The following is a 22088-nucleotide window of genomic DNA, read 5'->3' on the forward strand; positions in this document are numbered from 1 at the left end:
CCCTTTTTTCACCCGGATCACGAAATTGGGATGATTGTGTGCAAAAACAACGCGCTTTGGTACGTTTTTTGTGCGTAATTTGCGTCAGGGGAGCGCTTCGCATTTCATTAGGTTCGGGGGTTTGTTATCTTCATAGTGCAAGATTTACAGCTAAAAGACGAGAACTCATGAAAGGACGTTGGGCAAATTACCTTCTTATGGGGGCAGTGGTTGCAATGCTTGCCGCCTGTTCCTCTAAACCGACCGATCGCGGCCAGCAGTATAAAGACGGGAAGTTTACCCAGCCTTTCTCACTGGTGAACCAACCTGACGCCATTGGGGCGCCTATCAACGCAGGCGATTTCGCCGAGCAGGTCAACCAAATCCGCAGCGCGTCGCCGCGTCTGTATGGCAACCAGAGCAACGTCTATAACGCCGTGCAGGAGTGGTTACGTTCCGGTGGCGATACGCGAATGATGCGCCAGTTTGGTATTGATGCCTGGCAGATGGAAGGGGCGGATAACTACGGCAACGTCCAGTTCACCGGTTACTACACGCCGGTTATTCAGGCGCGCCATACCCGTCAGGGGGAGTTCCAGTACCCTATTTATCGTATGCCGCCAAAACGCGGCCGCTTACCGTCTCGTGCCGAGATCTATTCCGGCGCGCTGAGCGACAGCTACATTCTGGCGTACAGCAACTCGCTGATGGATAACTTCATCATGGACGTTCAGGGCAGCGGCTATATTGATTTTGGCGACGGCAGCCCGCTGAATTTCTTCAGCTATGCCGGGAAAAACGGCCATGCTTACCGCAGTATCGGCAAGGTGCTGATCGATCGCGGTGAAGTGAAGAAAGAAGATATGTCGATGCAGGCTATTCGCCATTGGGGAGAAACCCACAGTGAAGCGGAAGTGCGCGAGCTGCTGGAGCAAAACCCGTCATTCGTCTTCTTTAAGCCGCAATCTTTTGCCCCGGTGAAAGGCGCCAGCGCCGTGCCGCTTATCGGCCGTGCGTCTGTGGCTTCCGATCGCAGCATTATCCCGGCAGGAACAACCCTGCTGGCGGAAGTCCCGCTGCTGGATAACAACGGCAAGTTTAACGGCCAGTACGAATTGCGCCTGATGGTGGCGCTGGACGTGGGCGGCGCGATTAAAGGCCAGCACTTTGATATTTATCAGGGGATTGGCCCGGACGCCGGGCACCGCGCAGGCTGGTATAATCACTATGGGCGCGTCTGGGTGCTGAAAAACGCCCCGGGAACCGGTAACGTATTTAGCGGTTGATTGCCTGATGGCGGCTTCGCTGAAGATTTAAATCGTAGGCCTGATAAGCGTAGCGCCATCAGGCAAATCATGCCGGATGGCGTCGCAAGCGACGTATCCGGCCTACGATCGTATTACCCCTTTTTAATTCTGAGGTCGTATGTCTGTTGTAATTAGTGATGCCTGGCGCCAGCGTTTTGGCGGCACCGCCCGTCTGTATGGTGAAAAAGCGTTGCAGCTGTTTGCCGGTGCGCATATTTGCGTGGTCGGAATCGGCGGCGTCGGCTCCTGGGCGGCAGAGGCGCTGGCGCGTACCGGCATTGGCGCGATCACGCTCATCGATATGGATGACGTATGCGTCACCAACACCAACCGGCAAATTCATGCGCTGCGCGATAACGTCGGTCTGGCGAAAGCCGAGGTGATGGCTGAGCGTATTCGTCAGATCAACCCGGAGTGCCGGGTGACGGTGGTGGATGACTTTGTCACGCCGGATAATGTCGCGGAGTATATGAGCGCAGGGTTTTCGTATGTCATTGATGCCATCGACAGCGTGCGGCCAAAAGCCGCGCTGATTGCCTGGTGCCGCCGAAATAAGGTTCCGTTAGTCACCACCGGCGGGGCGGGTGGGCAGATAGACCCGACCCAGATTCAGGTAACGGATCTGGCGAAAACCATCCAGGACCCGCTGGCGGCGAAACTGCGCGAACGACTGAAAAGCGACTTTGGCGTGGTGAAAAACAGCAAGGGCAAACTGGGCGTGGACTGCGTGTTCTCAACGGAAGCGCTGGTTTATCCGCAGGCTGATGGTTCCGTATGTGCGATGAAAGCGACGGCGGAAGGGCCGAAACGAATGGATTGCGCCTCTGGATTCGGCGCAGCCACGATGGTAACTGCGACCTTTGGCTTTGTTGCTGTGTCTCATGCGCTGAAGAAGATGATGGCGAAGGCGGCGCGTCAGGCTTGATTGTGTCGGATGGCGCTATGCTTATCCGACCTACGGTTCGTGCGGTGTTGTAGGCCGGATAAGACGCATCAGTGTCGTCATCCGGCTTGCTGGGCAGCCTCAATAATCGCGTTATTCAGCGCATGCAGCCCCTGGCTGCGCGATGCGCTAAGTTGTGTTGTTAAGCCTAACTCATCAAACAACCCCAGCGGCGAGTGCGCCAGCAGTTCCGCCGGGGTCTTTCCCTCTACCGCCGTGAGTAAAACCGCCAGCAAACCGCGTACAATACGCCCTTCGCTGTCACCGAAAAAGTGCAGCGTTCCCTTCTCTGACAGGGTATGCCCCAGCCAGACGCGGTTCTCACATCCTGCGATCTCTTTTGCCTGCGTTTTTAGCTCATCCGGCAATGCCGGGAGTTGCTTACCCAACAGAATAAGCTGGCGATACTTGTCCTCCCACTGCGAGAGCGGGATAAAGAGAGCGCGTAACGTCTCTTCCGTTACGGTCGTGCCAAACGGGTGTCCGGCAAAAAGAGGGCTTGTCATTAATCCACCAGTATTTCCAGCGCGCGGTCAACGGCGCTGACCAACGTATCCACATCATGCTTTGTATTATACGGCGCAAAAGAGGCGCGCAGGGTGCCCGTTACGCCAAGCGCCGCCAGCAGCGGCTGCGCGCAGTGCTGCCCGGCGCGCAGGGCGATGCCGTATTCGGCCAGTAATGTCACCATATCGCTATGATGAACGCCGGCAAAATCGAAGGCCAGCAGGCTGGAGTCCTGGCAACGGAAAGAGCGGAAACCCGGACGCTTCGCCAGTGCGTCTTCCGCCAGCGTCGCCAGACCGCGACTCCAGCTTTCGGCCTGCGCCATATCCACTTCCGCCAGCCACTCCAGCGCGGCGCTAAGGCCAATAACTCCAGCCACGTTTGGCGTGCCGGCTTCCAGACGCCAGGGAACGGCCTGGGTTGTGAATCCTTCAAAATTGACTTCAGCGATCATCTTGCCGCCGCCGAGCCACGGGGACATCTCTTCCAGTAAGGCCGGTTTGCCGTACAGCGCGCCGATGCCCGTCGGGCCGTACAGCTTGTGGGCGGAGAAGGCATAAAAATCAATATCCAGCTGCTGTACATCGGCGGGGAAATGCACCGCGCCTTGCGCGCCGTCAACCATCACCACCATCCCTGCCGCGTGCGCCAGCGTGATAGCGCGCGCCAGGTCCGGGCAGCCGCCCGTGACGTTCGACATCTGTCCCAGGGCCAGAATCCGGCTGCGTGGCGTGATGAGTTCAGGCAGACGCTCCACGTCGGGGAGGAAAAGGGCATTCAGGGGCAGTTTGACGATTTTTGCGCCCGTCTGCTGAGCGACCATCAGCCAGGGAACGAGATTCGCGTGATGCTCCGCTTCACTGACGATTATCTCATCGCCGGGTTGCAGGCGCGGGCGGGCATAGCATTGCGCCACCATATTGATGGCTTCCGTGGTGCCGCGTGTCCAGACAATCGAAGCATCATCAGGCGCGTTCAGCCACTGCGCCACTTTGCCGCGCGCCGCTTCATAGCGCGCGGTTAGCCGCTGTGCCTCGGCGAACTGGCTGCGATGGACGTTTCCGGCGCTCAGGCTGTAGAACTGATGCGTGGCGTCGATCACGGCCTGAGGCTTAAGCGCCGTCGCGGCGCTGTCGAGATAAACGCCCGCATCGGTAAGGGCAGGAAATTGCGCGCGAAACTGCGCAGGATTGAAAGCGTTCATGGTATTCCTCAATTCAGTATACCGATCGTGGCGCAAAAAGGGCTGTGATACAAGGTTTGTCCTAACCATCGGAATTGTCTGGTTATCCTGGTGAAGTCAGGGAAGCAGGTTATGCTAAATAGTGTTAGGCGAATGTTTTTGCCTGTTACGGAACCCGTTTTATTTAGCATAAACAGCTTTAAGGAGAAGAAGATGAAAATGAAAAAGACTGCCGCAATGATCTCTGCATGTATGCTGACTTTTGCCCTGAGCGCCTGTTCCGGTCCGAATTATGTGATGCACACAAATGATGGCCGTACTATCGTGTCAGACGGTAAGCCAAAAACCGATGATGAAACCGGCATGATTTCTTATAAAGACGCTAACGGCAACAAACAGCAGATCAATCGTACTGACGTTAAAGAGATGGTCGAACTGGATCAGTAACCGGTCGATCATGGACAAAAAAAAGCACCGCAATTGGCGGTGCTACATTAATCACTATGGACAGACAGGGTAAATGTACAGGAAGTGAAAAAGGGTAGCTTCGCTACCATGGTCTGAATCGCAGACCAATTGCAAACACAACAACACAACATCACAACCGTAAGCCAAAAGCCCATCAGAACACGCATTCCGATAAAACTTTTCGTTCCGGCTCAGGAAGTGTCGCCACTATAGGTATTTGCTGGTAGAACCTCAACGGACAAATTATAATGGCTCAGATTAAAAAAACTAATAGGTTACACAAAGTTACCTAATTGTTAAATTTATTTAACATCAAAGTCTAAAAGCCATGTCAAAACGATTACCACCCTTAAATGCATTACGTGTTTTTGATGCCGCAGCGCGGCATTTAAGCTTCACTCGCGCAGCAGAAGAGCTTTTTGTGACACAGGCCGCAGTAAGTCACCAAATCAAGTCACTTGAGGATTTTTTGGGGCTAAAACTGTTCCGTCGTCGCAATCGTTCGCTTTTGCTCACGGAAGAGGGGCAGAGCTATTTCCTCGACATCAAAGAGATTTTTTCGCAATTAACCGAAGCGACGCGTAAACTTCAGGCGCGGAGTGCAAAAGGCGCGCTTACGGTCAGTTTATTGCCCAGTTTTGCGATCCAGTGGCTGGTTCCTCGACTCTCAAGCTTTAACTCAACTTATCCGGGAATCGATGTCAGAATTCAGGCCGTGGACCGTCAGGAAGATAAGCTGGCTGATGATGTCGACGTCGCTATTTTTTATGGGCGTGGCAACTGGCCGGGCTTGCGCGTCGAAAAATTGTACGCAGAATATTTACTGCCGGTGTGTTCACCGTTATTACTGACGGGCGATAAGCCGTTAAAGACGCCGGAAGATCTGGCAAAACATACATTACTGCATGATGCTTCGCGAAGAGACTGGCAGACCTATACGCGTCAGTTGGGGCTGAATCATATTAATGTGCAGCAGGGACCTATTTTCAGCCATAGCGCAATGGTGCTACAGGCTGCCATCCACGGACAGGGGGTTGCGCTGGCGAACAACGTCATGGCGCAATCAGAAATTGAAGCCGGGCGTCTTGTCTGTCCCTTTAACGACGTTCTGGTCAGTAAAAATGCTTTTTATCTGGTTTGTCATGACAGTCAGGCAGAACTGGGTAAAATAGCCGCCTTTCGTCAGTGGATTCTGACCAAAGCGGCCGCTGAACAAGAAAAATTCCGCTTTCGTTACGAACAATAATTTATTTAGGGTACTACCATGACCAGCCGTTTTATGCTGATTTTTGCCGCGATAAGCGGCTTTATCTATGTTGCTCTGGGTGCCTTTGGGGCGCATGTCCTGAGCAAAACTCTTGGTGTGGTTGAAATGGGCTGGGTCCAGACCGGCCTGCAATATCAGGCGTTTCATACGCTGGCCATTTTTGGCCTGGCGGTTGCGATGCAGCGACGCATTAGCATCTGGTTTTACTGGAGCAGCGTTTTTCTGGCGTTAGGTACGGTGCTGTTTAGCGGCAGCCTGTATTGCCTGGCGCTGTCTCATTTACGCCTGTGGGCGTTTGTTACTCCTGTCGGCGGCGTGAGTTTCCTGGCAGGCTGGGTGCTGATGTTAATTGGCGCCATCCGTTTGAAACGTAAGGGCGTTGGTCATGAATAAGGTTGTATTGTTGTGTCGCCCTGGTTTTGAAAAGGAGTGTGCTGCTGAAATGACGGATAAGGCGGCGCGTCGGGAAATCTTTGGCTTCGCTCGTGTTAAAGACAATGCCGGATACGTCGTCTTTGAGTGCTATCAGCCGGACGATGCTGAAAAAATAGTAAAAGAGTTGCCTTTTTCCTCGCTCATTTTTGCGCGTCAGATGTTCGTCGTCGGCGAGCTGCTGCGCGACCTGCCGCCGGACGATCGCATTACGCCGATTGTCGGGATGCTACAGGGCGTTGTGGAAAAAGGCGGCGAGCTGCGTGTTGAAGTCGCAGACACCAATGAAAGCAAAGAGTTGATGAAGTTTTGCCGTAAATTTACGGTGCCGCTGCGGGCCGCGCTGCGCGACGCGGGGATTCTGACAAACTATGAAACGCCAAAGCGTCCGGTGGTGCATGTTTTCTTCATCGCGCCGGGCTGCTGTTATACCGGGTATTCGTATCCTGACAACAACTCGCCGTTCTATATGGGGATTCCACGGCTGAAATTCCCGGCCGATGCGCCAAGCCGTTCGACGCTGAAGCTGGAAGAAGCGCTGCATGTTTTTATTCCGGCGGATGAGTGGGATGAACGTCTGGCGAACGGGATGTATGCCGTGGATTTAGGCGCCTGCCCTGGCGGTTGGACCTACCAGTTAGTGAAGCGCAACATGTGGGTTTACTCTGTCGATAACGGCCCAATGGCGCAGAGCCTGATGGATACCGGGCAGGTGACCTGGCTGCGCGAAGATGGATTCAGATACCGTCCGAATCGCAATAACATCTCGTGGATGGTGTGCGACATGGTGGAAAAGCCTGCTAAGGTTGCCGCGCTGATGGCGCAGTGGTTAGTAAACGGCTGGTGTCGCGAGACGATCTTCAATCTCAAGCTGCCGATGAAAAAACGCTATGAAGAGGTGTCGCAGAACCTGGCGTACATTCAGGCGCAGCTTGATGAACACGGCATTAACGCGCAAATTCAGGCGCGACAGCTGTATCACGATCGTGAAGAAGTGACCGTGCATGTCCGTCGGCTGTGGGCCGCCGTGGGCGGGCGTCGCGACGAGCGGTAATACGATGGATTGCCGGATAGCGGCGTAAATGCCTTATCCGGCCTGCGCCGGGTATTTGTTGGCCTGATAAGCGGCAAGGCTATCAGGCGTGAATTACCCCCTGGCGCTCATCGGAAATGATGTGCGTCACATCATCCAGATGCCCGATGCAGGCCTCTCCCGAGCGGTTGAGCTTACTCTTGTCGATCAACAATAAAGACTGTGATGCGCGCTTAAGCAGCGTGGATTTGAAATCCGCGTTGATCGTATTTGAGTCCCAGAGCGCGCCGCCGCGGTCGATCCCCTCGCAGGAAAAAATAAACAGGTCAATGTCGAGCGGCTTAAGCTGAGAAATAAGCGACGGATTGACGTAGCAGCCATATTTACGCTCAAGCTGGCCGCCGGAACTGATGAGCTGAATATGCTCGCGTTTGCCCAGCTCCTGGCAAATCGGGTGACTGTTGGTAAAGACGTGAATATCAATGTCCGGCAACTGGCGGGCCAGATACCAGCAGGTTGAGCTGGCGTCCAGAGCGATCACCATGCCCGGTTCTATCCATGCCAGCGCTTCCCTGGCGATATCCGCCTTATGCGCATAGTGGCTTTTCAGCCGGATGTGGAACGGGTCGCCGCTGTCCTGGTTTTCCCGGTGAATATACTTGGCGCGCCCGTGATTGCGCAGCACTTTTCCCTGCGCCTGTAGCTCGCTGAGATCGCGGCGAATGGTCTCTTTGCTGACGTTAAGCTGTACCGACAGCGCCTCGGTGGTCAGACTTTTATGGTTGATCAGCAGGTCTACTATCGCTTGTTGGCGTGCCGCTTTCATCTTTTCTCACCCCATCATTCGATGAACGCCCGCATCATGCGGGCGCACCGGCAAGAGATTACGGCGTTACCCCTTTTTTTAAAAGAATATTCCCGTACTTCGCGCACTCTCCTGTGATAACGATCGCAAAGGCTTTTTGCGCCCGCTCATAAAACGCATAGCGGTCGATGCGGACAATCTCCGGGCACGGCGTCTGCAATGAGAGCGCATCGCGATAACGCGCTTCAACCGTCGGGTCGAGCGAATCGCCCTCTACGGCGGCCATCATCACCAGCGGCGGCGCGTAGCTGTCCAGTTCAAACAGCGGGATAATCGCCCGGAGCAGATCGCTGACTTTCAGACCATCTGCGCGAATAACCTGCGGTCCCATGCTGTGCGCGGGGAAGTGGGCATCGGAAAAAATAATCTCATCCCCGTGCCCCATTTCAGCCAGCACTTTCAGTAACTCAGGGGATATCAATGGCGAAATAGTTTTTAGCATCTCACACTCCCTCAATAAATTCGGGTTCAGTTTGCGGCCAGAAATAGCGGTACTGATAGCGCACCTGGGCTCGGGCCTGTTCCGGGCTGGCAAATTCGCCTACGCCATACCAGCCGAACATGGCGGCCCCGGCGACGGTGGTTTCCGCGTCATCCAGCACCTTAATCGGTATATCAAGCAGATTGGCTTTGATTTGATTCCACAGCGCGTTGCGGCTTCCGCCGCCAACCAGCAGAAGCTCAGTTGCCTGGAAGTGACCAATCTTTTCCAGCGTTTGCAGATTACGTTGCAGTTGCGCCGTGAGCCCTTCCAGCGCGGCGCGGTAAAAATGACCACGCTTTGTGTTCAGCGTCACCCCCTGCCAGCCCGCGTTTTGACAGGTGAGGAGATCGCACTGCATCTTCACGCCTTCAGCACCCGGCGGAATGGCGTGCGCCTCGTCAATCAGCGTCTGCCACGGCGTTTCTGGCGTCCAGAGCAGTTTGCGCACCCATTCGAGTACGCCGGAAGCCAGCCACTGCATGCCTGGGTTATAAAGTCCGGCCTGGCTGTCCAGTTCACAGGTGGAACCGGCGTAATGGCTGAGCAGCGGCGTGTTCACCTGCGCGCTGCGTACCATCAGGATTTCCCACGTACCGGATGAGAGTACCGGTTCATCCTGTTCTGCGCCGGCGCCAAAGAGGGCAAACTGCGTGTCATGCCCGGCGGAGATCACCGGAATACCCGCCTCAAGCCCAAGCAGGTTTGCGGCGTCGTTTTGCAGCGTGCCAATCCGTTCGCCCGCCTCAACTAACCGTGGAAACAGACGGCGGGGTAAACCCGTGGCCTGTAAAATCTCCGGGCTGAAATCCCGCTGGTGGATATCCAGCATCTGGCTGGTGCCCGCCATGGTGATATCCGTGGTGAATTCACCGGTTAAACGGTGGTTGATCAGCGATGAAATAAACAGCCAGGCGTGCGCCTGTTCGAGCAACTGCGGGTGGTTCTCTTTCAGCCACACCAGTTTATACAGCGTATTAAAGGCGAATGCGCCGACGCCGGAGATCGCCTGCAACTGCTGCGGCGGCATAAAGCGGCCGATGTTTTCCATGACGGCAAGGGTGCGAGGGCATTTCCAACTGATGACCGGATAGCGTAACTGACCCTGTTCATCAACCAGCGCGCCGTCTACGCCGAACGTCGTGACGGTGATGCCGCGAACCCGGCAGGCCGCCAGTTCCGTCTTCAGTTGCTGACAGCAGTCCGCGAAGCGTTGCAGAATGGCCGCCAGCGACCACTGATGCCAGGCGCTATTTTCCGTGGCGATGTCGCTGGCATTCGCTGTTGATGCGCGGGCGACAATGTTTCCCTGACGGTCAACGGCCATTGCCCGTACGTTGGTGGCGCCGCAGTCGAGAACCAGAATGACGTCTTGTTTCATAGTAGCTCCGAAACGTTGCCGGATGGCGCTGCGCTGATCCGGCCTACAAAATGCGAAATTGTAGGCCCGGTAAGCTTACGCCACCGGGCAAAGAAGTGACGCATTAACGTTTGTACAGCGGCCCGTAGTTCTGGCAGGCGCGATAATCCTGACCTTCAATATCCATACCGTGCGCAGCCCAGGCGGAAGGACGGTAGATTTTCGCATCGTCCACGTTGTGCATACAGACCGGAATACGCAGCATGGCGGCGAGCGTGATGAAGTCAGCGCCGACGTGGCCGATGGTCAGTACGCCGTGGTTAGCGCCCCAGTTCGCCATCACCGAGTAAACGTCGGTGAACGGGCCTTTACCGGTAAGACGTGGCGCAAACCAGGTGGTCGGCCAGGTCGAGTTGGTGCGGGCGTCGAGCTGATCGTGCATCTCTTTCGGCAGTTCCACGCTCCAGCCTTCAGCGATTTGCAGTACCGGCCCCAGACCCTTGATGATGTTCACGCGGGTCATGGTGAACGGCACGCCGCCTTCGGTCAGGAAGCGAGAGGAGTAGCCGCCGCCACGGAAGTATTCGTGGATCGCCGGGCACCATTCGGTGGCGGCTAGGCAGGCGTCCGCTTCCTGTTGGCTGATTTCCCAGTGCGGCTTCATGGTCGGTTTGCCTTCGCTATCGCGCTGCTTGCAGGAGCCGTCCAGCGCCGCAGAGCCGGAGTTGATCAGGTGAATGATGCCGTGCTCCGCAAGGCCGGTGAGCGGCTGGCCTGTGACGCGCTCTACCGCTTCCGGCGACCAGTAGGTTCGCACGTCGGCAAAGACCTGCGCGGTTCCGGTGAGTTGGTGGCCCAGCAGCATCGCTACGCCGTTGAGGCTGTCGTTTTCGGTAGCGACGACAAACGGTTCGCGCACGCCGTTCCAGTCAAAGGAGCTGTTCAGCAGCGCTTCGGCGGTGTCGCCGTTCGGGTATTGATCGGTCCAGTGGCGCTGGCCCTGGAAGCCTGCCGCAATAGCGTTATAACCCAGCGACTCTTCGACCAGCCCTTTTTCCGCCAGCTTGTTGTTGCCCTGCATCATGTCGCGAATGCACATCGCCATCAGCAGGCTCTCTTTCAGCACCGCGCGGCTTTGTTCTTCATTACGTTTGTACTGCTGCGCGTTCTGATCCTCGCCATAGCGGAAGTTTTTATCCGCCCACGCCAGCGCCATCTCCAGTTCGGCTTCGTCATAGATTTTCTGGTCGATGCGACGGCGCAGCTCGGTCATGTCCACCGCCTGCACTTTCATCCCCAGCCAGGACTCAAAGAAGTTGTGATCGACGATGGAACCGGCAATCCCCATTGAGACGCCACCCACAGAGAGATAGCTTTTGCCTTTCATGCTGGCGACCGCCAGACCCGCGCGCGCAAAGCGCAGCAGTTTTTCTTCAACGTCGGCAGGGATCGAGGTGTCGTCGGCATCCTGTACGTCATGACCATAAATAGAGAATGCCGGAATGCCTTTCTGGCTGTGCGCGGCCAACGCGGCGGCCAGATAAACGGCGCCGGGACGTTCCGTACCGTTGAAGCCCCAGATGGCTTTCGGGCGCATTGGGTCCATATCGATGGTTTCGCTGCCGTAGCACCAGCACGGCGTCACGGTAATTGTTACGCCAACATTCTGGCTGCTGAATTTCTCTTCACAGGCGGCGGATTCCGCCATTCCGGCAATGCAGGTATCCGCAATCACGCACTCAATCTGCGCGCCGCAGGCATGGCGGAGTTTTTCGGTGATAAGCGCAGCGGTGGCTTTCGCCATATTCATGGTCTGTTCTTCCAGCGACTCGCGTACCCCCATGCGACGTCCATCAATAACCGGGCGAATGCCAATTTTCGGTAAGCTGATTTTTTTCATTACAGGTTCCTCACGTTATTCGGAAAAATGTTCAGTTAGTTGCCGCTTGTGAACGGAAACGGGCAAAGATGAAGATGACGGCAAAGCAGAGCGCCGGGACCAGCTCAGCCGTTGGGATGTTGCCCGCCGCATCGCTGACAAAACCCATGACCGGCGTGACGATGCCGCCGCCAATGATGGTCATGACGATGAACGACGAGCCGTATTTGGTGTCCTGTCCCAGATTTTTAATACCCAGCGAGAAGATAGTGGGGTACTGAATCGACATAAATGCGCTGCACAGCGTCAGGGCCAGCAGACCGATATGGCCGCCGCTAAAGGCTGAAACCAGACACAGGATCATGGAGAGCAGGGCATAGGCAGCCAGCACTTTATGCGGCGCAAAGCGGCTGATAAGCCAGGTGCCGGAGAAGCGGCCGATAAAGAAGCACACCATTGTGCCGGTCAGGTAGTTGGCGGCAAAGCCAGGCGTCATACCGGGGATCTCTTCGATAGCGTAACGGATCAGGTAGCTCCAGCAGGCGGTTTGCGCGCCGACGTAGCAGAACTGCGCCAGCACCGCCCAGCGCCAGTGGCGAATACGCACCAGGCGGGCAAGCGAAGCGGTGAATGAACTTTGTTGGGCGTCACTGTGATCGTCGCTCTGTAGCGCCGGGAATTTGGTCAGCATGATCAGCAGGGCAACCAGTAAAACGATAGCCACGATGATCATATAAGGCGTCTGTACCGACAAAACCAGGCTGTGTTTATACGTACTCAATTGCTCAGGCGTCATTTTATCGAGCACGTCCTGAGATTGATGTGGGACGTTAGACAAAATAAGACTTTGCCCGAACACCACGGCGATAATAGCGCCGAAAGAGTTAAATGTTTGCGCCAGATTGAGACGGAAATGGCCACCGCTTTCTGGCCCTAATACCGTAACAAAAGGGTTCGCGGCGGTTTCAAGACAACCAAGTCCTGCGGCAATAATAAAAAGACCAATCAAAAACAAGGTGTAATTCATCACTTCAGCAGCCGGCCAGAATAATGCTGCGCCAAAAGCATATAAGAATAGTCCGGTAATTATCCCCGCTTTATAACTCAGCTTTTTCATCAAAATACCCGCGGGGATGGGAATAACAAAATAGCCGAAATAAAAAGCAGACTGAATCAAACCTGCCTGAAAATTAGTTAACGTAAAGGCTTGCTGAAATTGTGGTAATAAAATGTCATTCAGGTTATTGGCAACCGCCCAAAGGAAAAACAGTGAGCAGAGTAAAGCAAACGGAATGATATAGCGTTTGCTTTGCCCTGTATCCACCGCACGAAAACTCTGCGTCTGTATTGTTGTGTTTCCCATAGCATCCTCATTGGCTCAGAAGCGTGTTCAACATTTTAGAAGTACGACCGGTGTTTCTCACCAGATCGACAAACCAGGCGAGTTCCTGTTATCTGCCAGAGAAAATTGGCTGTTGATGGTGAACTCATGAATTCATTTTCAAATAAAAAACGCTGTTTAATATGATGGTGGTCACATTTAGCACCTGGAGGGTGGCTTTATGTGATTATCATCACTTTAATTTCTGAAAAATGATGCCCGTTTGAGTAAATAAAATTAAAAACCCACAGCGTTGATGACCGATTTAATTTATTACTGCGAAAACGGGCATTTGTTACAAATATTATGAAAATGCCCGTTTGGATAAATAATATTAAGAGCGGTCATTTTGGAGGGAGTGAATCCGGCGAAAACGGTATTTAACTGACGTGATTAATTGATGCGTATCACAAAATAAAGTCATGTAAATTTCTTTATCGCTATTCAATATGATGATGGTTACCAAATGTTCAATTAATTCAGCAGAGCAACGTGCTGTTCTGTTGTCGCGTTTTGAATGACTGAGAGAGGTAACTAATGGAACGAAACACACTGGCCCGCCAGATTATCGACACCTGCCTGGAGATGACCCGGCTGGGGTTGAACCAGGGGACCGCAGGCAATGTGAGCGTGCGTTATCAGGGCGGGATGCTGATCACGCCAACGGGCATTCCGTATGACAAACTCACCGAATCACATATCGTCTTTATTGATGCAGAGGGCCAGCATGAGCAGGGAAAATTGCCTTCCAGCGAGTGGCGTTTTCATATGGCGGCCTACCAGACGCGCCCGGATGCTAACGCTGTCGTCCATAACCATGCCGTTCACTGCACGGCGGTGTCGATCCTCAATCGTCCTATTCCAGCCATTCATTACATGATTGCGGCGGCGGGGGGGAACTCCATTCCGTGTGCGCCTTACGCCACGTTCGGCACGCGTGAACTTTCTGAATACGTTGCCGTTGCGCTCAAAAATCGCAAAGCGACCCTGCTACAGCATCATGGGTTGATCGCCTGCGAAGAGAACCTGGAAAAAGCGCTGTGGCTGGCGCATGAAGTGGAAGTGCTGGCGCAGCTGTACCTCAGTACGCTGGCGATTACCGATCCGGTGCCTGTACTGGATGATGAGGCTATCGCCATTGTGCTGGAAAAATTCAAAACCTACGGATTACGTATCGAAGAGTAATTTCGCACAGCGAAGGAGACGGGCTATGGCGAACAGAATGATCCTGAACGAAACGGCATGGTTTGGCCGGGGGGCGGTGGCGGCGTTAACCGATGAGGTTCAACGCCGGGGCTATCGCAAGGCGCTAATTGTCAGTGACAAAACGCTGGTGCAGTGCGGTGTGGTCAGAAACGTCACGGAGAAGATGGATGCCGCAGGGCTGGCATGGGCGATCTACGATGGCGTGATCCCAAATCCAACCATCGGCGTGGTGAAAGAGGGGCTGAACGTATTTCAACAAAGCGGGGCAGACTACCTGATTGCCATCGGCGGCGGCTCCCCGCAGGATACCTGTAAGGCGATCGGTATTATCAGCAATAACCCTGAGTTTGCTGACGTGCGCAGTCTGGAAGGTCTGTCGCCGACCCGTTATCCGAGCGTGCCGGTGATGGCGATCCCGACCACTGCGGGAACCGCAGCGGAAGTGACCATTAACTATGTGATCACCGATGAAGAAAAGCGGCGTAAATTTGTTTGTGTCGATCCGCATGATATCCCGCAGGTTGCGTTTATTGATGCCGACATGATGGATGGCATGCCGCCCGCGCTGAAGGCGGCAACCGGGGTGGATGCGTTAACCCACGCGATCGAAGGATACATCACCCGTGCCGCGTGGGCGTTGACGGATGCGCTGCATATTAAGGCCATTGAGATCATCGCCGGAGCATTGCGTGGTTCGGTTGTGGGCGAGCGTGAAGCGGGCGAAGCGATGGCGCTGGGGCAGTACGTTGCCGGGATGGGCTTTTCCAACGTGGGGCTTGGGCTGGTGCACGGGATGGCGCATCCGCTGGGCGCGTTTTATAACACTCCGCACGGCGTTGCTAATGCGATTCTTCTGCCGCATATCATGCGCTACAACGCGGAATATACCGGTGAGAAGTTCCGTGATATCGCGCGTGCGATGGGCGAGAAGGTCGAAGGGATAAGTTTGAGCGAGGCGCGTAATGCCGCCGTGGAAGCGGTATTTACCCTCAACCGGGACGTCGGTATTCCGTTGCATTTACGCGATGTCGGCGTGCGTAAAGAGGATATTCCGGCGCTGGCGCAGGCGGCATTTGACGATGTTTGCACCGGTGGTAATCCGCGTGAAGCGAGTATTGCCGATATCGTCGAGTTGTATCATACCGCCTGGTAATTTTGCCAGATGGCCTTATCCGGCCTACAGGATTGCACGAAATGTAGGCCGGATAAGCGCAGCGCCACCCGGCAACACAGCTACCGCGTCAGCCGTAGCTGCTGTAAGTTCCCGTCGATATGGAGATCCGTTTGCAGGCGCGCGATATCGCGGCATAAAAATGCCATCTCTTTATGCGCTTCAAGCTTCTTGCGCCACTTTTCCGCCACCTCGTCGAGGTGCGCATAAATCCCTTCCAGAGTCTGAAACTGAACCAACAATTGGGTCGCGCTTTTGGGGCCGATGCCCGCCACGCCGGGGACTTTTGAACTGCTGATCCCCGCCAGTCCCCAGTAGTCCGGCAACTGTTGGGGAAGGACGCCGAACTCTTTCTCAATGAATGGCGCATCCAGCCAGCGTTTCTGGAAATAATCGCGGATACGCAGTGTCGGGGAGAGCAACTGACAGTAGCCTTTGTCGGTAGAAACGATAGTGGCCTGATGCCCGGCCTGTGTGACCTTGACCGCCAGCGTAGCGGCTAAATCATCCGCCTCATTGCCGCTGGAAACCCAGCATTGCACGCCGCGCTGTTCGAAGGCGGCGCGTATTGCGGGCATTTCATTGTGCAACTCGTCAGGCATGGGAGGACGACCGGCTTTGTAGTCCGGGAGACGCTGATGACGCCAGCCGCTGTTGCGCGCGTCATCGTCAAATACGGCGACGGCGTGTGTCGGCTGACTGTGTACAATCAACTGCTCAAGCGCATGCAGGCAGGTCTCCGCGCAGGGAGAGCCTTGAACCGCATGAATACGGCGAATTAAATTCAGTGCATCGACGATAAGCAGATGGACGGCCACGGTGTTCTCCCTGACAAATTTGGGGACAGGGTAACATCCAGGGCGACAGGAGGCGAGTGTTGCGAAATAGCGCGATCCGTAGGCCTGATAAGCGAAGCGCCCTCAGGCAATAAATGCCGGATGGCGGCGAGCGCCTTATCCGGCCTACAGATCCTGAAACGTGGTAGGACTTAATCGCAGGCGACAATCTTCATCGCCAGGCCGCCGCGAGAGGTTTCACGGTACTTGGCGTTCATGTCTTTACCGGTTTCGTACATGGTCTCAATAACTTTATCGAGGCACACGCGCGGCTCGCTGGTACGACGCAGCGCCATACGCGCGGCGTTGACCGCTTTCACGGAGGCAATCGCGTTACGCTCAATGCACGGCACCTGTACCTGGCCCGCAACCGGGTCGCAGGTCAGACCCAGGTTGTGCTCCATGCCGATTTCCGCAGCGATGCACACCTGTGTCGGACTGCCGCCCAGCAGCTCTGCCAGACCCGCCGCCGCCATAGAGCAGGCCACGCCGACCTCACCCTGACAGCCCACTTCCGCACCGGAAATGGAGGCGTTCATCTTGTACAGAGAGCCGATCGCGCTGGCCACCAGCATGTAGCGAGCCAGTGAGTTGGCGTTAACTTCGCGGATAAACTTGTCGTAGTACGCCAGTACCGCTGGAACGATGCCGCATGCGCCGTTGGTTGGCGCAGTCACGACACGCCCGCCCGCCGCGTTCTCTTCGTTGACCGCCAGCGCGAACATGTTGATCCAGTCGACAACCGCCATCGGGTCGGTCGTGGTTTTATCCTGGCTGACCAGCATACGACGCAGCGCCGCGGCACGACGTGGAACGCGCAGTTTACCCGGCAGTACGCCTTCCGTCGTGATGCCGCGTTCAATACCGCCGCGCATCACTTCCCAGACGTTGGCAAAGTGCTGTTCCAGCTCTTCTTTGCTGTGCAGCGCCAGCTCGTTTTGCATCATCAGGCCGGAAAGCGACAGACCGGTTTCCTGGCAGTGTTTTTGCAGATCGGCTGCGGATTTGTACGGATACGGCACGTTGACCGGCGCACTGTTCGACAAACCGAAATGTTCTTCATCAACGATGAAACCACCGCCAATGGAGTAGTAAGTTTGGCTGTAGAGGACCTTATCGCCCGCCAGCGCGCTAATACGCATCCCGTTCTCATGCAGAGACAGGTTGTCGGCATGGAAATTCATGCACTTATCGACCGGAAACTCCACTTCATGCTGACCATTCGCCAGCAGTAAACGTCCGTGGGTATTCACGTCCTGAATAAAGAACGGAATAGCGTCGATGTCGACGGTATCCGGCAGATTTCCCGCTAGACCCATAATAATGGCAATGTCAGTGTGGTGACCTTTACCGGTCAGCGACAGTGAACCATAGACATCCACCACGACGCGGGTGACATCGGTCAGGATATTGCGGGCAATCAGATCATCCGTGAATTGTTTGCCTGCTTTCATTGGCCCGACGGTGTGAGAGCTGGAAGGGCCAATGCCGATTTTGAAAATATCGAATACGCTAATCATAGGGCATCCATTGCTTAAATCTCAGGGAGGAAGCGCCGCCCGAAAGCGGCGCTACAAAACTTAGCTGAACAGGGAGTAGAAAATAGCGGAGATAGCGATCAGACCCATAACAACAACGAATACGTTGCTGATGTGGCCGCTGTACTTACGCATTGCCGGGACTTTCTGGATGGCATACATCGGCATCAGGAACAGAATCATCGCGATGATTGGGCCGCCCAGGGTTTCAATCATCCCCAGGATGCTTGGGTTCAGCGTGGCGACAATCCAGGTCGTAACCAGCATGAACAGCGCAGTGATTTTGTTCAGCTTGTTGATTTCGATGGATTTGCCTTTGCCGCGCAGAGACTTGATAACCATTCCGTTGAAACCTTCACGAGCGCCCAGGTAGTGGCCGAGGAAGGATTTCGTGATGGCGATAATCGCGATGATCGGTGCCATCCAGGCGATAACTGGTGCGTTAAAGTGGTTCGCCAGGTAAGACAGAATAGAGATGTTCTGCTCTTTCGCTGCCGCCAGGTCCGCCGGCGTCAGGCTCAGTACGCAACTGAAGACGAAGAACATAACGGTCAGCACCATCATGATGTGAGCGAATGCCAGGATCTTAGAGCATTTCTTCTCAGCCGCATCGCCGTACTCTTCACGCTTCGCGACCGCGAAGGAGGAGATGATCGGAGAGTGGTTGAAAGAGAACACCATTACCGGAATTGCCAGCCACAGCGTCATCCACAGACCATTGCCGGTAGAGGCAGCGGAATCAAAGGAGAGCGTTTCCAGCGCTGCGCCGCTCCACTGAGGGATCAGGTACAGGGCCAGCAGCATCAGGGCCGCAACAAACGGGAATACCAGAATACTCATCGCTTTAACGATCATCTGCTCACCGAAGCGCACGATGGTCATCATGCCGACAATCAGGATCAGAGACAGAATCGCGCGCGGCGGCGGGGTGATGGCCAACTGGTGGGTCATGAAGCTTTCCACGGTGTTGGTAATCGCCACACTGTAAACCAGCAGAATCGGGTAAATCGCGAAGAAGTAGAGCAGGGTGATCAGTTTACCCGCGCCAATACCGAAGTGCTCTTCAACCACTTCAGTGATGTCTTCGCCAGGGTTTTTACCGGACAGCACGAAGCGAGTCAGGCCACGGTGTGCGAAGAAGGTCATCGGGAAAGCGATAATCGCCATGATGATCAGCGGGATCATACCGCCGACGCCTGCGTTAATTGGCAGGAACAGTACGCCCGCGCCGATTGCCGTGCCGTAAAGGCCCAGCATCCACATGGTGTCCGTCTTGCGCCATCCGCTTCGAGAATCAATCGAAGCAATAGTGCTGGTTTGAGTGGTTTCCATCTGTTTCTCCTGGAGGAAGCTAAAAGTCAGGTTTGTGGTCTAATCCAATGAAAAAAGACCTGACCGTAAAATGAAATTCGTTTAATGACGATTTTTATATAATTTTTCGCCGTAATAATTTGCGGGCGGAAAGATACATTTAACTTATGAATGTATCAGTGATCGCGATCCCAAATGCAATAATCCACCTGTTATGTGGATAAATTTGGACCATTAATCTGTTAAAAAAACGTCAAAGCGAATTTACGGGCGCGAAGGCTACCATTAACGACATATGCCCTAAAAGATCGGGGCGCAATATACGGAGGTTTGGCTATAAAAAACAATGTTTTTGGAGGATTGTCGCGACTAATAAGAATTACGGCTGATAAATTACTATTGGTATTGTAAGGTAAACGTTTGCGCATTAATGCTTTTATTTTGAAATATAAGCGGCATTTATAAACTTAGCTTCACTATGTGACTGGTATCAATGAAAAAACCGGGCGGTGAAAACACCAGACCCGGTCTGAGAAAGCGGACGATCGTCTGACCCGGCGGATGTGCTCCACCGGGCGCTGCGCGTTATGCGCAGATTTCGTAGCAGGGAATGTAAGCCGAGCCGGGCAGTTTCATACGATGCTGCGCGACAAAGCCCTGGAGCAGGTCGTCCATGCGACGCATCATCTCGCGGTCGCCGTGGATTTTATAAGGCCCGAACTCCTCAATCGCACGGATGCCAACCTCCTTGACGTTACCCGCAACGATGCCGGAGAAGGCGCGCCGCAGATCCGCCGCCAGAATTTCAACCGGTTGATCGGGGTAAAGTTGCAGATTCGCCATATTCTCATGCGACGGTTCGAACGGAATTTGCAGGTCCGGCGCGATGCGAATCGACCAGTTGAAGCTGTAAGCGTCGCCAGTGTCGCGGCGATTCTCTTTCACCAGCGGCATCGCTTTTTTCATCAGCCGCGCCACTTCCGTGGCGTCATCAATGATGACGCGGTAGTAACGGCGGGCGTCTTCTCCCAGCGTATGCACGATAAATTCGTCCAGCACGCGGAAGTAATCCGCACTCTCTTTCGGCCCGGTGAGGATCAGCGGCAGCACCTGATCTTTATTCGCCGGGTTCATCAGGATCCCCAGCAGATAGAGAAGTTCTTCCGCCGTACCGACGCCGCCCGGGAAGATGATGATGCCGTGGGCGATACGCACGAAGGCTTCGAGGCGTTTTTCGATATCCGGCATGATGATCAACTCATTGACCAGCGGGTTAGGCGGTTCTGCCGCGATGATGGAAGGTTCCGTCATACCGATAAAGCGGCTGTCTTTGTAACGCTGCTGCGCGTGGCCTACCGCTGCGCCTTTCATTGGCGCTTCCATTGCCCCTGGCCCGCAGCCGGTGCAAATGTTCAGCTCACGCAGACCCAGCTGGGTGCCGACGCGGCGGGCATAGAGATATTCGTTTTCGTTAATGGAGTGACCGCCCCAGCAGACGACCATGTTTGGCGCTTCGCCGACGTGCAGCGCCCGGGCGTTGCGCAGAATCGAGAACACCAGGTTGGTAATATGCACCGAGCTTTCGAGATCCAGATGCTGGAAACGGCCTGCATTGTGAATCTGACCGTTGACGAACAGGATGTCGCGCAACACGGCGAACAGGTTAGCCTGCAAGGCGCGGATGATGCGTCCGTCCACAAAGGCGTCTTCAGGCGGGTTAATCAGTTCGAGCTTCACGCCGCGTTCACGACGCAGCACGTTGATGTCGAAACTTTCAAAACGAGACAGCAATTCCTTGCTGTTATCAGTCAGACTGCCGGAGTTCAGTACGGCAAGCGAACAGTTACGAAACAGTTGATACAAGTCGCTGCTGGCCGTGCGTTTAAGCATATCGACTTCCAGCTGCGACAACATGTCCATTGAGCCAAGCGGGCTAATATGTGTAATCAAGTAAACTCCTTATGGGACGCAAGACGTCATTCCCTGTTGATTACAATAGCGCTGGCTTATGACCTTTCACAACCTTGCGCGCGGAATCAGGCGCGCAAAATTGAGAAAAAAAGATTACTGACGCACCAGTCTGCCCGTCGCAGGCACAAAATCGGTGTTGCTGCGCCACGGGTTGATATCCAGACCGCCACGACGCGTATAGCGCGCGTACACGCTCAGTTTTTCCGGCTGGCAGAAACGCAGAAGGTCGTTAAAAATGCGCTCTACGCACTGCTCGTGGAACTCGTTGTGATGACGGAACGAGACCAGATAACGCAGCAGCTTCTCGCGGTCAATTTTGCGCCCGCGATAACAAATTTGTATGGAGCCCCAGTCCGGCTGGTGGGTGATCAGGCAGTTTGACTTCAGCAGATGGCTGACCAGCGTCTCTTCCACGACTTTTTCGCCGCTGGCGGCATTCTCCAGGTAGTCGGTGCTGAACTGATAGTTATCGATGGTGATATCCTGGTCATCAATGCAGGTGCCGTGAAAATGGGTGACAGGTTGCCCTTCCAGCTCATCAAGACGGTACAGCGCGACGCTGACTTCGCCTTGCGCACAGGCGCGCAGGTCGTTTTCCAGCGTCTGGCGCACGGCGTCCCAGGAGTCAAAACGGGTCTGGTTAAAGCTGTTCAGGTACAGCTTAAAACTTTTCGACTCAATCAAATTGACGCTGGTGTAGTCCAGTTCCACATGACCAACGGCGACCTGCGGCACGCCTTTCGCGTTCAGCCATGACAGTTCATACAGCGTCCAGATATCGGCGCCGTGAAAAGGCAGGTTGTCCGCTTTTAAATCCAGCGGATCGCGATTCAGGCTGCGCGGAACGCCCTGTAGCAGGCTGGCGTCATAATTATCCCGGTAATCCGTTGATTTTCCGAGAGTCAGGCCATCAAGCGCCTGATGGTTTTCATAAGAAGACATGTTTCACCGTCATAAACCAGATACACTA

Annotated in this window: 20 protein-coding genes; 8 read left to right on the forward strand and 12 right to left on the reverse strand. The window is 54.7% G+C overall.

The annotated features are described in order from the left end of the window. Window positions 1-167: 167 nt before the first annotated feature. Complete coding sequence (gene mltA / locus OGX81_RS08775) at window positions 168-1265, forward strand: murein transglycosylase A (RefSeq protein ID WP_012134931.1); 1098 nt, start codon at window positions 168-170, stop codon at window positions 1263-1265. Between the two features lie 139 nt (window positions 1266-1404). Continuing rightward, complete coding sequence (tcdA, locus tag OGX81_RS08780) at window positions 1405-2211, forward strand: tRNA cyclic N6-threonylcarbamoyladenosine(37) synthase TcdA (protein WP_012134929.1); 807 nt, start codon at window positions 1405-1407, stop codon at window positions 2209-2211. A 77-nt stretch (window positions 2212-2288) separates the two neighbouring features. Here tcdA and csdE read toward each other — a convergent pair whose 3' ends face one another. Then, a complete protein-coding gene (gene csdE / locus OGX81_RS08785; RefSeq protein ID WP_104868245.1) occupies window positions 2289-2735 on the reverse strand; it encodes a cysteine desulfurase sulfur acceptor subunit CsdE in 447 nt (148 codons plus the stop codon). Continuing rightward, window positions 2735-3940 (reverse strand): cysteine desulfurase CsdA, encoded by a 1206-nt coding sequence (gene csdA / locus OGX81_RS08790; RefSeq protein ID WP_104868246.1) that lies wholly within the window; start codon window positions 3938-3940, stop codon window positions 2735-2737. Before csdA ends, csdE begins: the two co-directional genes overlap by 1 nt. A gap of 198 nt (window positions 3941-4138) precedes the next feature. On the opposite strand from csdA, the gene OGX81_RS08795 reads away from it, so the two are divergent. From OGX81_RS08795 to rlmM, 4 genes are all read left to right on the forward strand, one after another. Then, window positions 4139-4366, forward strand: a complete 228-nt coding sequence (locus OGX81_RS08795; RefSeq protein ID WP_024130904.1) for a YgdI/YgdR family lipoprotein — start codon at window positions 4139-4141, stop codon at window positions 4364-4366. A 349-nt stretch (window positions 4367-4715) separates the two neighbouring features. Further along, window positions 4716-5633, forward strand: coding sequence for a glycine cleavage system transcriptional regulator GcvA (gene gcvA / locus OGX81_RS08800; protein WP_012134925.1), 918 nt, complete (start codon window positions 4716-4718; stop codon window positions 5631-5633). Window positions 5634-5651: 18 nt separating this feature from the next. After that, window positions 5652-6047: a DUF423 domain-containing protein gene (locus OGX81_RS08805; protein ID WP_012134924.1), complete on the forward strand. Its 396-nt coding sequence runs from the start codon at window positions 5652-5654 to the stop codon at window positions 6045-6047. Then, window positions 6040-7140: a 23S rRNA (cytidine(2498)-2'-O)-methyltransferase RlmM gene (gene rlmM, locus OGX81_RS08810; protein WP_104868247.1), complete on the forward strand. Its 1101-nt coding sequence runs from the start codon at window positions 6040-6042 to the stop codon at window positions 7138-7140. The genes OGX81_RS08805 and rlmM overlap by 8 nt, the downstream gene beginning before the upstream one ends. 82 nt (window positions 7141-7222) lie before the next feature. Here the strand turns inward: rlmM and fucR are convergent, their stop codons facing one another. From fucR to fucP, 5 genes are all read right to left on the reverse strand, one after another. Then, a complete protein-coding gene (fucR, locus tag OGX81_RS08815; protein WP_012134922.1) occupies window positions 7223-7945 on the reverse strand; it encodes an L-fucose operon activator in 723 nt (240 codons plus the stop codon). 58 nt (window positions 7946-8003) lie between these two features. Further along, on the reverse strand, window positions 8004-8426 hold the full coding sequence (gene fucU, locus OGX81_RS08820; protein WP_012134919.1) for an L-fucose mutarotase: 423 nt from the start codon (window positions 8424-8426) through the stop codon (window positions 8004-8006). A 1-nt stretch (window position 8427) separates the two neighbouring features. Further along, window positions 8428-9846: an L-fuculokinase gene (gene fucK, locus OGX81_RS08825; protein WP_104868248.1), complete on the reverse strand. Its 1419-nt coding sequence runs from the start codon at window positions 9844-9846 to the stop codon at window positions 8428-8430. A gap of 103 nt (window positions 9847-9949) precedes the next feature. Continuing rightward, on the reverse strand, window positions 9950-11725 hold the full coding sequence (gene fucI, locus OGX81_RS08830; protein ID WP_012134915.1) for an L-fucose isomerase: 1776 nt from the start codon (window positions 11723-11725) through the stop codon (window positions 9950-9952). A 31-nt stretch (window positions 11726-11756) separates the two neighbouring features. Next, window positions 11757-13067, reverse strand: coding sequence for an L-fucose:H+ symporter permease (gene fucP / locus OGX81_RS08835; protein ID WP_012134914.1), 1311 nt, complete (start codon window positions 13065-13067; stop codon window positions 11757-11759). A 555-nt stretch (window positions 13068-13622) separates the two neighbouring features. Here fucP and fucA point away from each other — a divergent pair. Both fucA and fucO read left to right on the forward strand, forming a co-directional pair. Further along, window positions 13623-14270, forward strand: coding sequence for an L-fuculose-phosphate aldolase (gene fucA / locus OGX81_RS08840; RefSeq protein ID WP_012134912.1), 648 nt, complete (start codon window positions 13623-13625; stop codon window positions 14268-14270). A 25-nt stretch (window positions 14271-14295) separates the two neighbouring features. Continuing rightward, entirely contained in the window at window positions 14296-15444 is a 1149-nt protein-coding gene (fucO, locus tag OGX81_RS08845; RefSeq protein ID WP_104868250.1) for a lactaldehyde reductase, read from the forward strand. Window positions 15445-15524: 80 nt separating this feature from the next. On the opposite strand, the gene xni is transcribed toward fucO, so the two are convergent. From xni to queF, 5 genes are all read right to left on the reverse strand, one after another. Next, window positions 15525-16280: a flap endonuclease Xni gene (gene xni, locus OGX81_RS08850; protein WP_058668031.1), complete on the reverse strand. Its 756-nt coding sequence runs from the start codon at window positions 16278-16280 to the stop codon at window positions 15525-15527. A 170-nt stretch (window positions 16281-16450) separates the two neighbouring features. Then, window positions 16451-17818, reverse strand: coding sequence for an L-serine ammonia-lyase II (gene sdaB / locus OGX81_RS08855; RefSeq protein WP_012134908.1), 1368 nt, complete (start codon window positions 17816-17818; stop codon window positions 16451-16453). Window positions 17819-17878: 60 nt separating this feature from the next. Then, a complete protein-coding gene (gene sdaC / locus OGX81_RS08860; protein WP_049009488.1) occupies window positions 17879-19168 on the reverse strand; it encodes an HAAAP family serine/threonine permease SdaC in 1290 nt (429 codons plus the stop codon). Window positions 19169-19732: 564 nt separating this feature from the next. After that, on the reverse strand, window positions 19733-21097 hold the full coding sequence (ppnN, locus tag OGX81_RS08865) for a nucleotide 5'-monophosphate nucleosidase PpnN (protein ID WP_024130903.1): 1365 nt from the start codon (window positions 21095-21097) through the stop codon (window positions 19733-19735). A 114-nt stretch (window positions 21098-21211) separates the two neighbouring features. Next, window positions 21212-22060, reverse strand: coding sequence for an NADPH-dependent 7-cyano-7-deazaguanine reductase QueF (queF, locus tag OGX81_RS08870; RefSeq protein WP_104868251.1), 849 nt, complete (start codon window positions 22058-22060; stop codon window positions 21212-21214). Window positions 22061-22088 lie beyond the last annotated feature (28 nt).

It is taken from the genome of Citrobacter sp. CK206, from assembly GCF_030333125.1.
GTDB classification, from domain to species: Bacteria; Pseudomonadota; Gammaproteobacteria; order Enterobacterales; family Enterobacteriaceae; genus Citrobacter_B; species Citrobacter_B koseri.

Bases quoted from the DNA above. Each gene is read 5' to 3' on its own strand.
- tcdA (WP_012134929.1), top strand. From the start codon at position 1,405: ATGTCTGTTGTAATTAGTGATGCCTGGCGCCAGCGTTTTGGCGGCACC.
- queF (WP_104868251.1), bottom strand. From the start codon at position 22,060: ATGTCTTCTTATGAAAACCATCAGGCGCTTGATGGCCTGACTCTCGGA.
- sdaC (WP_049009488.1), bottom strand. From the start codon at position 19,168: ATGGAAACCACTCAAACCAGCACTATTGCTTCGATTGATTCTCGAAGC.
- fucU (WP_012134919.1), bottom strand. From the start codon at position 8,426: ATGCTAAAAACTATTTCGCCATTGATATCCCCTGAGTTACTGAAAGTG.
- OGX81_RS08795 (WP_024130904.1), top strand. From the start codon at position 4,139: ATGAAAAAGACTGCCGCAATGATCTCTGCATGTATGCTGACTTTTGCC.
- csdE (WP_104868245.1), bottom strand. From the start codon at position 2,735: ATGACAAGCCCTCTTTTTGCCGGACACCCGTTTGGCACGACCGTAACG.
- mltA (WP_012134931.1), top strand. From the start codon at position 168: ATGAAAGGACGTTGGGCAAATTACCTTCTTATGGGGGCAGTGGTTGCA.
- fucI (WP_012134915.1), bottom strand. From the start codon at position 11,725: ATGAAAAAAATCAGCTTACCGAAAATTGGCATTCGCCCGGTTATTGAT.
- csdA (WP_104868246.1), bottom strand. From the start codon at position 3,940: ATGAACGCTTTCAATCCTGCGCAGTTTCGCGCGCAATTTCCTGCCCTT.
- fucR (WP_012134922.1), bottom strand. From the start codon at position 7,945: ATGAAAGCGGCACGCCAACAAGCGATAGTAGACCTGCTGATCAACCAT.
- rlmM (WP_104868247.1), top strand. From the start codon at position 6,040: ATGAATAAGGTTGTATTGTTGTGTCGCCCTGGTTTTGAAAAGGAGTGT.
- fucA (WP_012134912.1), top strand. From the start codon at position 13,623: ATGGAACGAAACACACTGGCCCGCCAGATTATCGACACCTGCCTGGAG.
- fucP (WP_012134914.1), bottom strand. From the start codon at position 13,067: ATGGGAAACACAACAATACAGACGCAGAGTTTTCGTGCGGTGGATACA.
- fucK (WP_104868248.1), bottom strand. From the start codon at position 9,846: ATGAAACAAGACGTCATTCTGGTTCTCGACTGCGGCGCCACCAACGTA.
- gcvA (WP_012134925.1), top strand. From the start codon at position 4,716: ATGTCAAAACGATTACCACCCTTAAATGCATTACGTGTTTTTGATGCC.
- fucO (WP_104868250.1), top strand. From the start codon at position 14,296: ATGGCGAACAGAATGATCCTGAACGAAACGGCATGGTTTGGCCGGGGG.
- OGX81_RS08805 (WP_012134924.1), top strand. From the start codon at position 5,652: ATGACCAGCCGTTTTATGCTGATTTTTGCCGCGATAAGCGGCTTTATC.
- sdaB (WP_012134908.1), bottom strand. From the start codon at position 17,818: ATGATTAGCGTATTCGATATTTTCAAAATCGGCATTGGCCCTTCCAGC.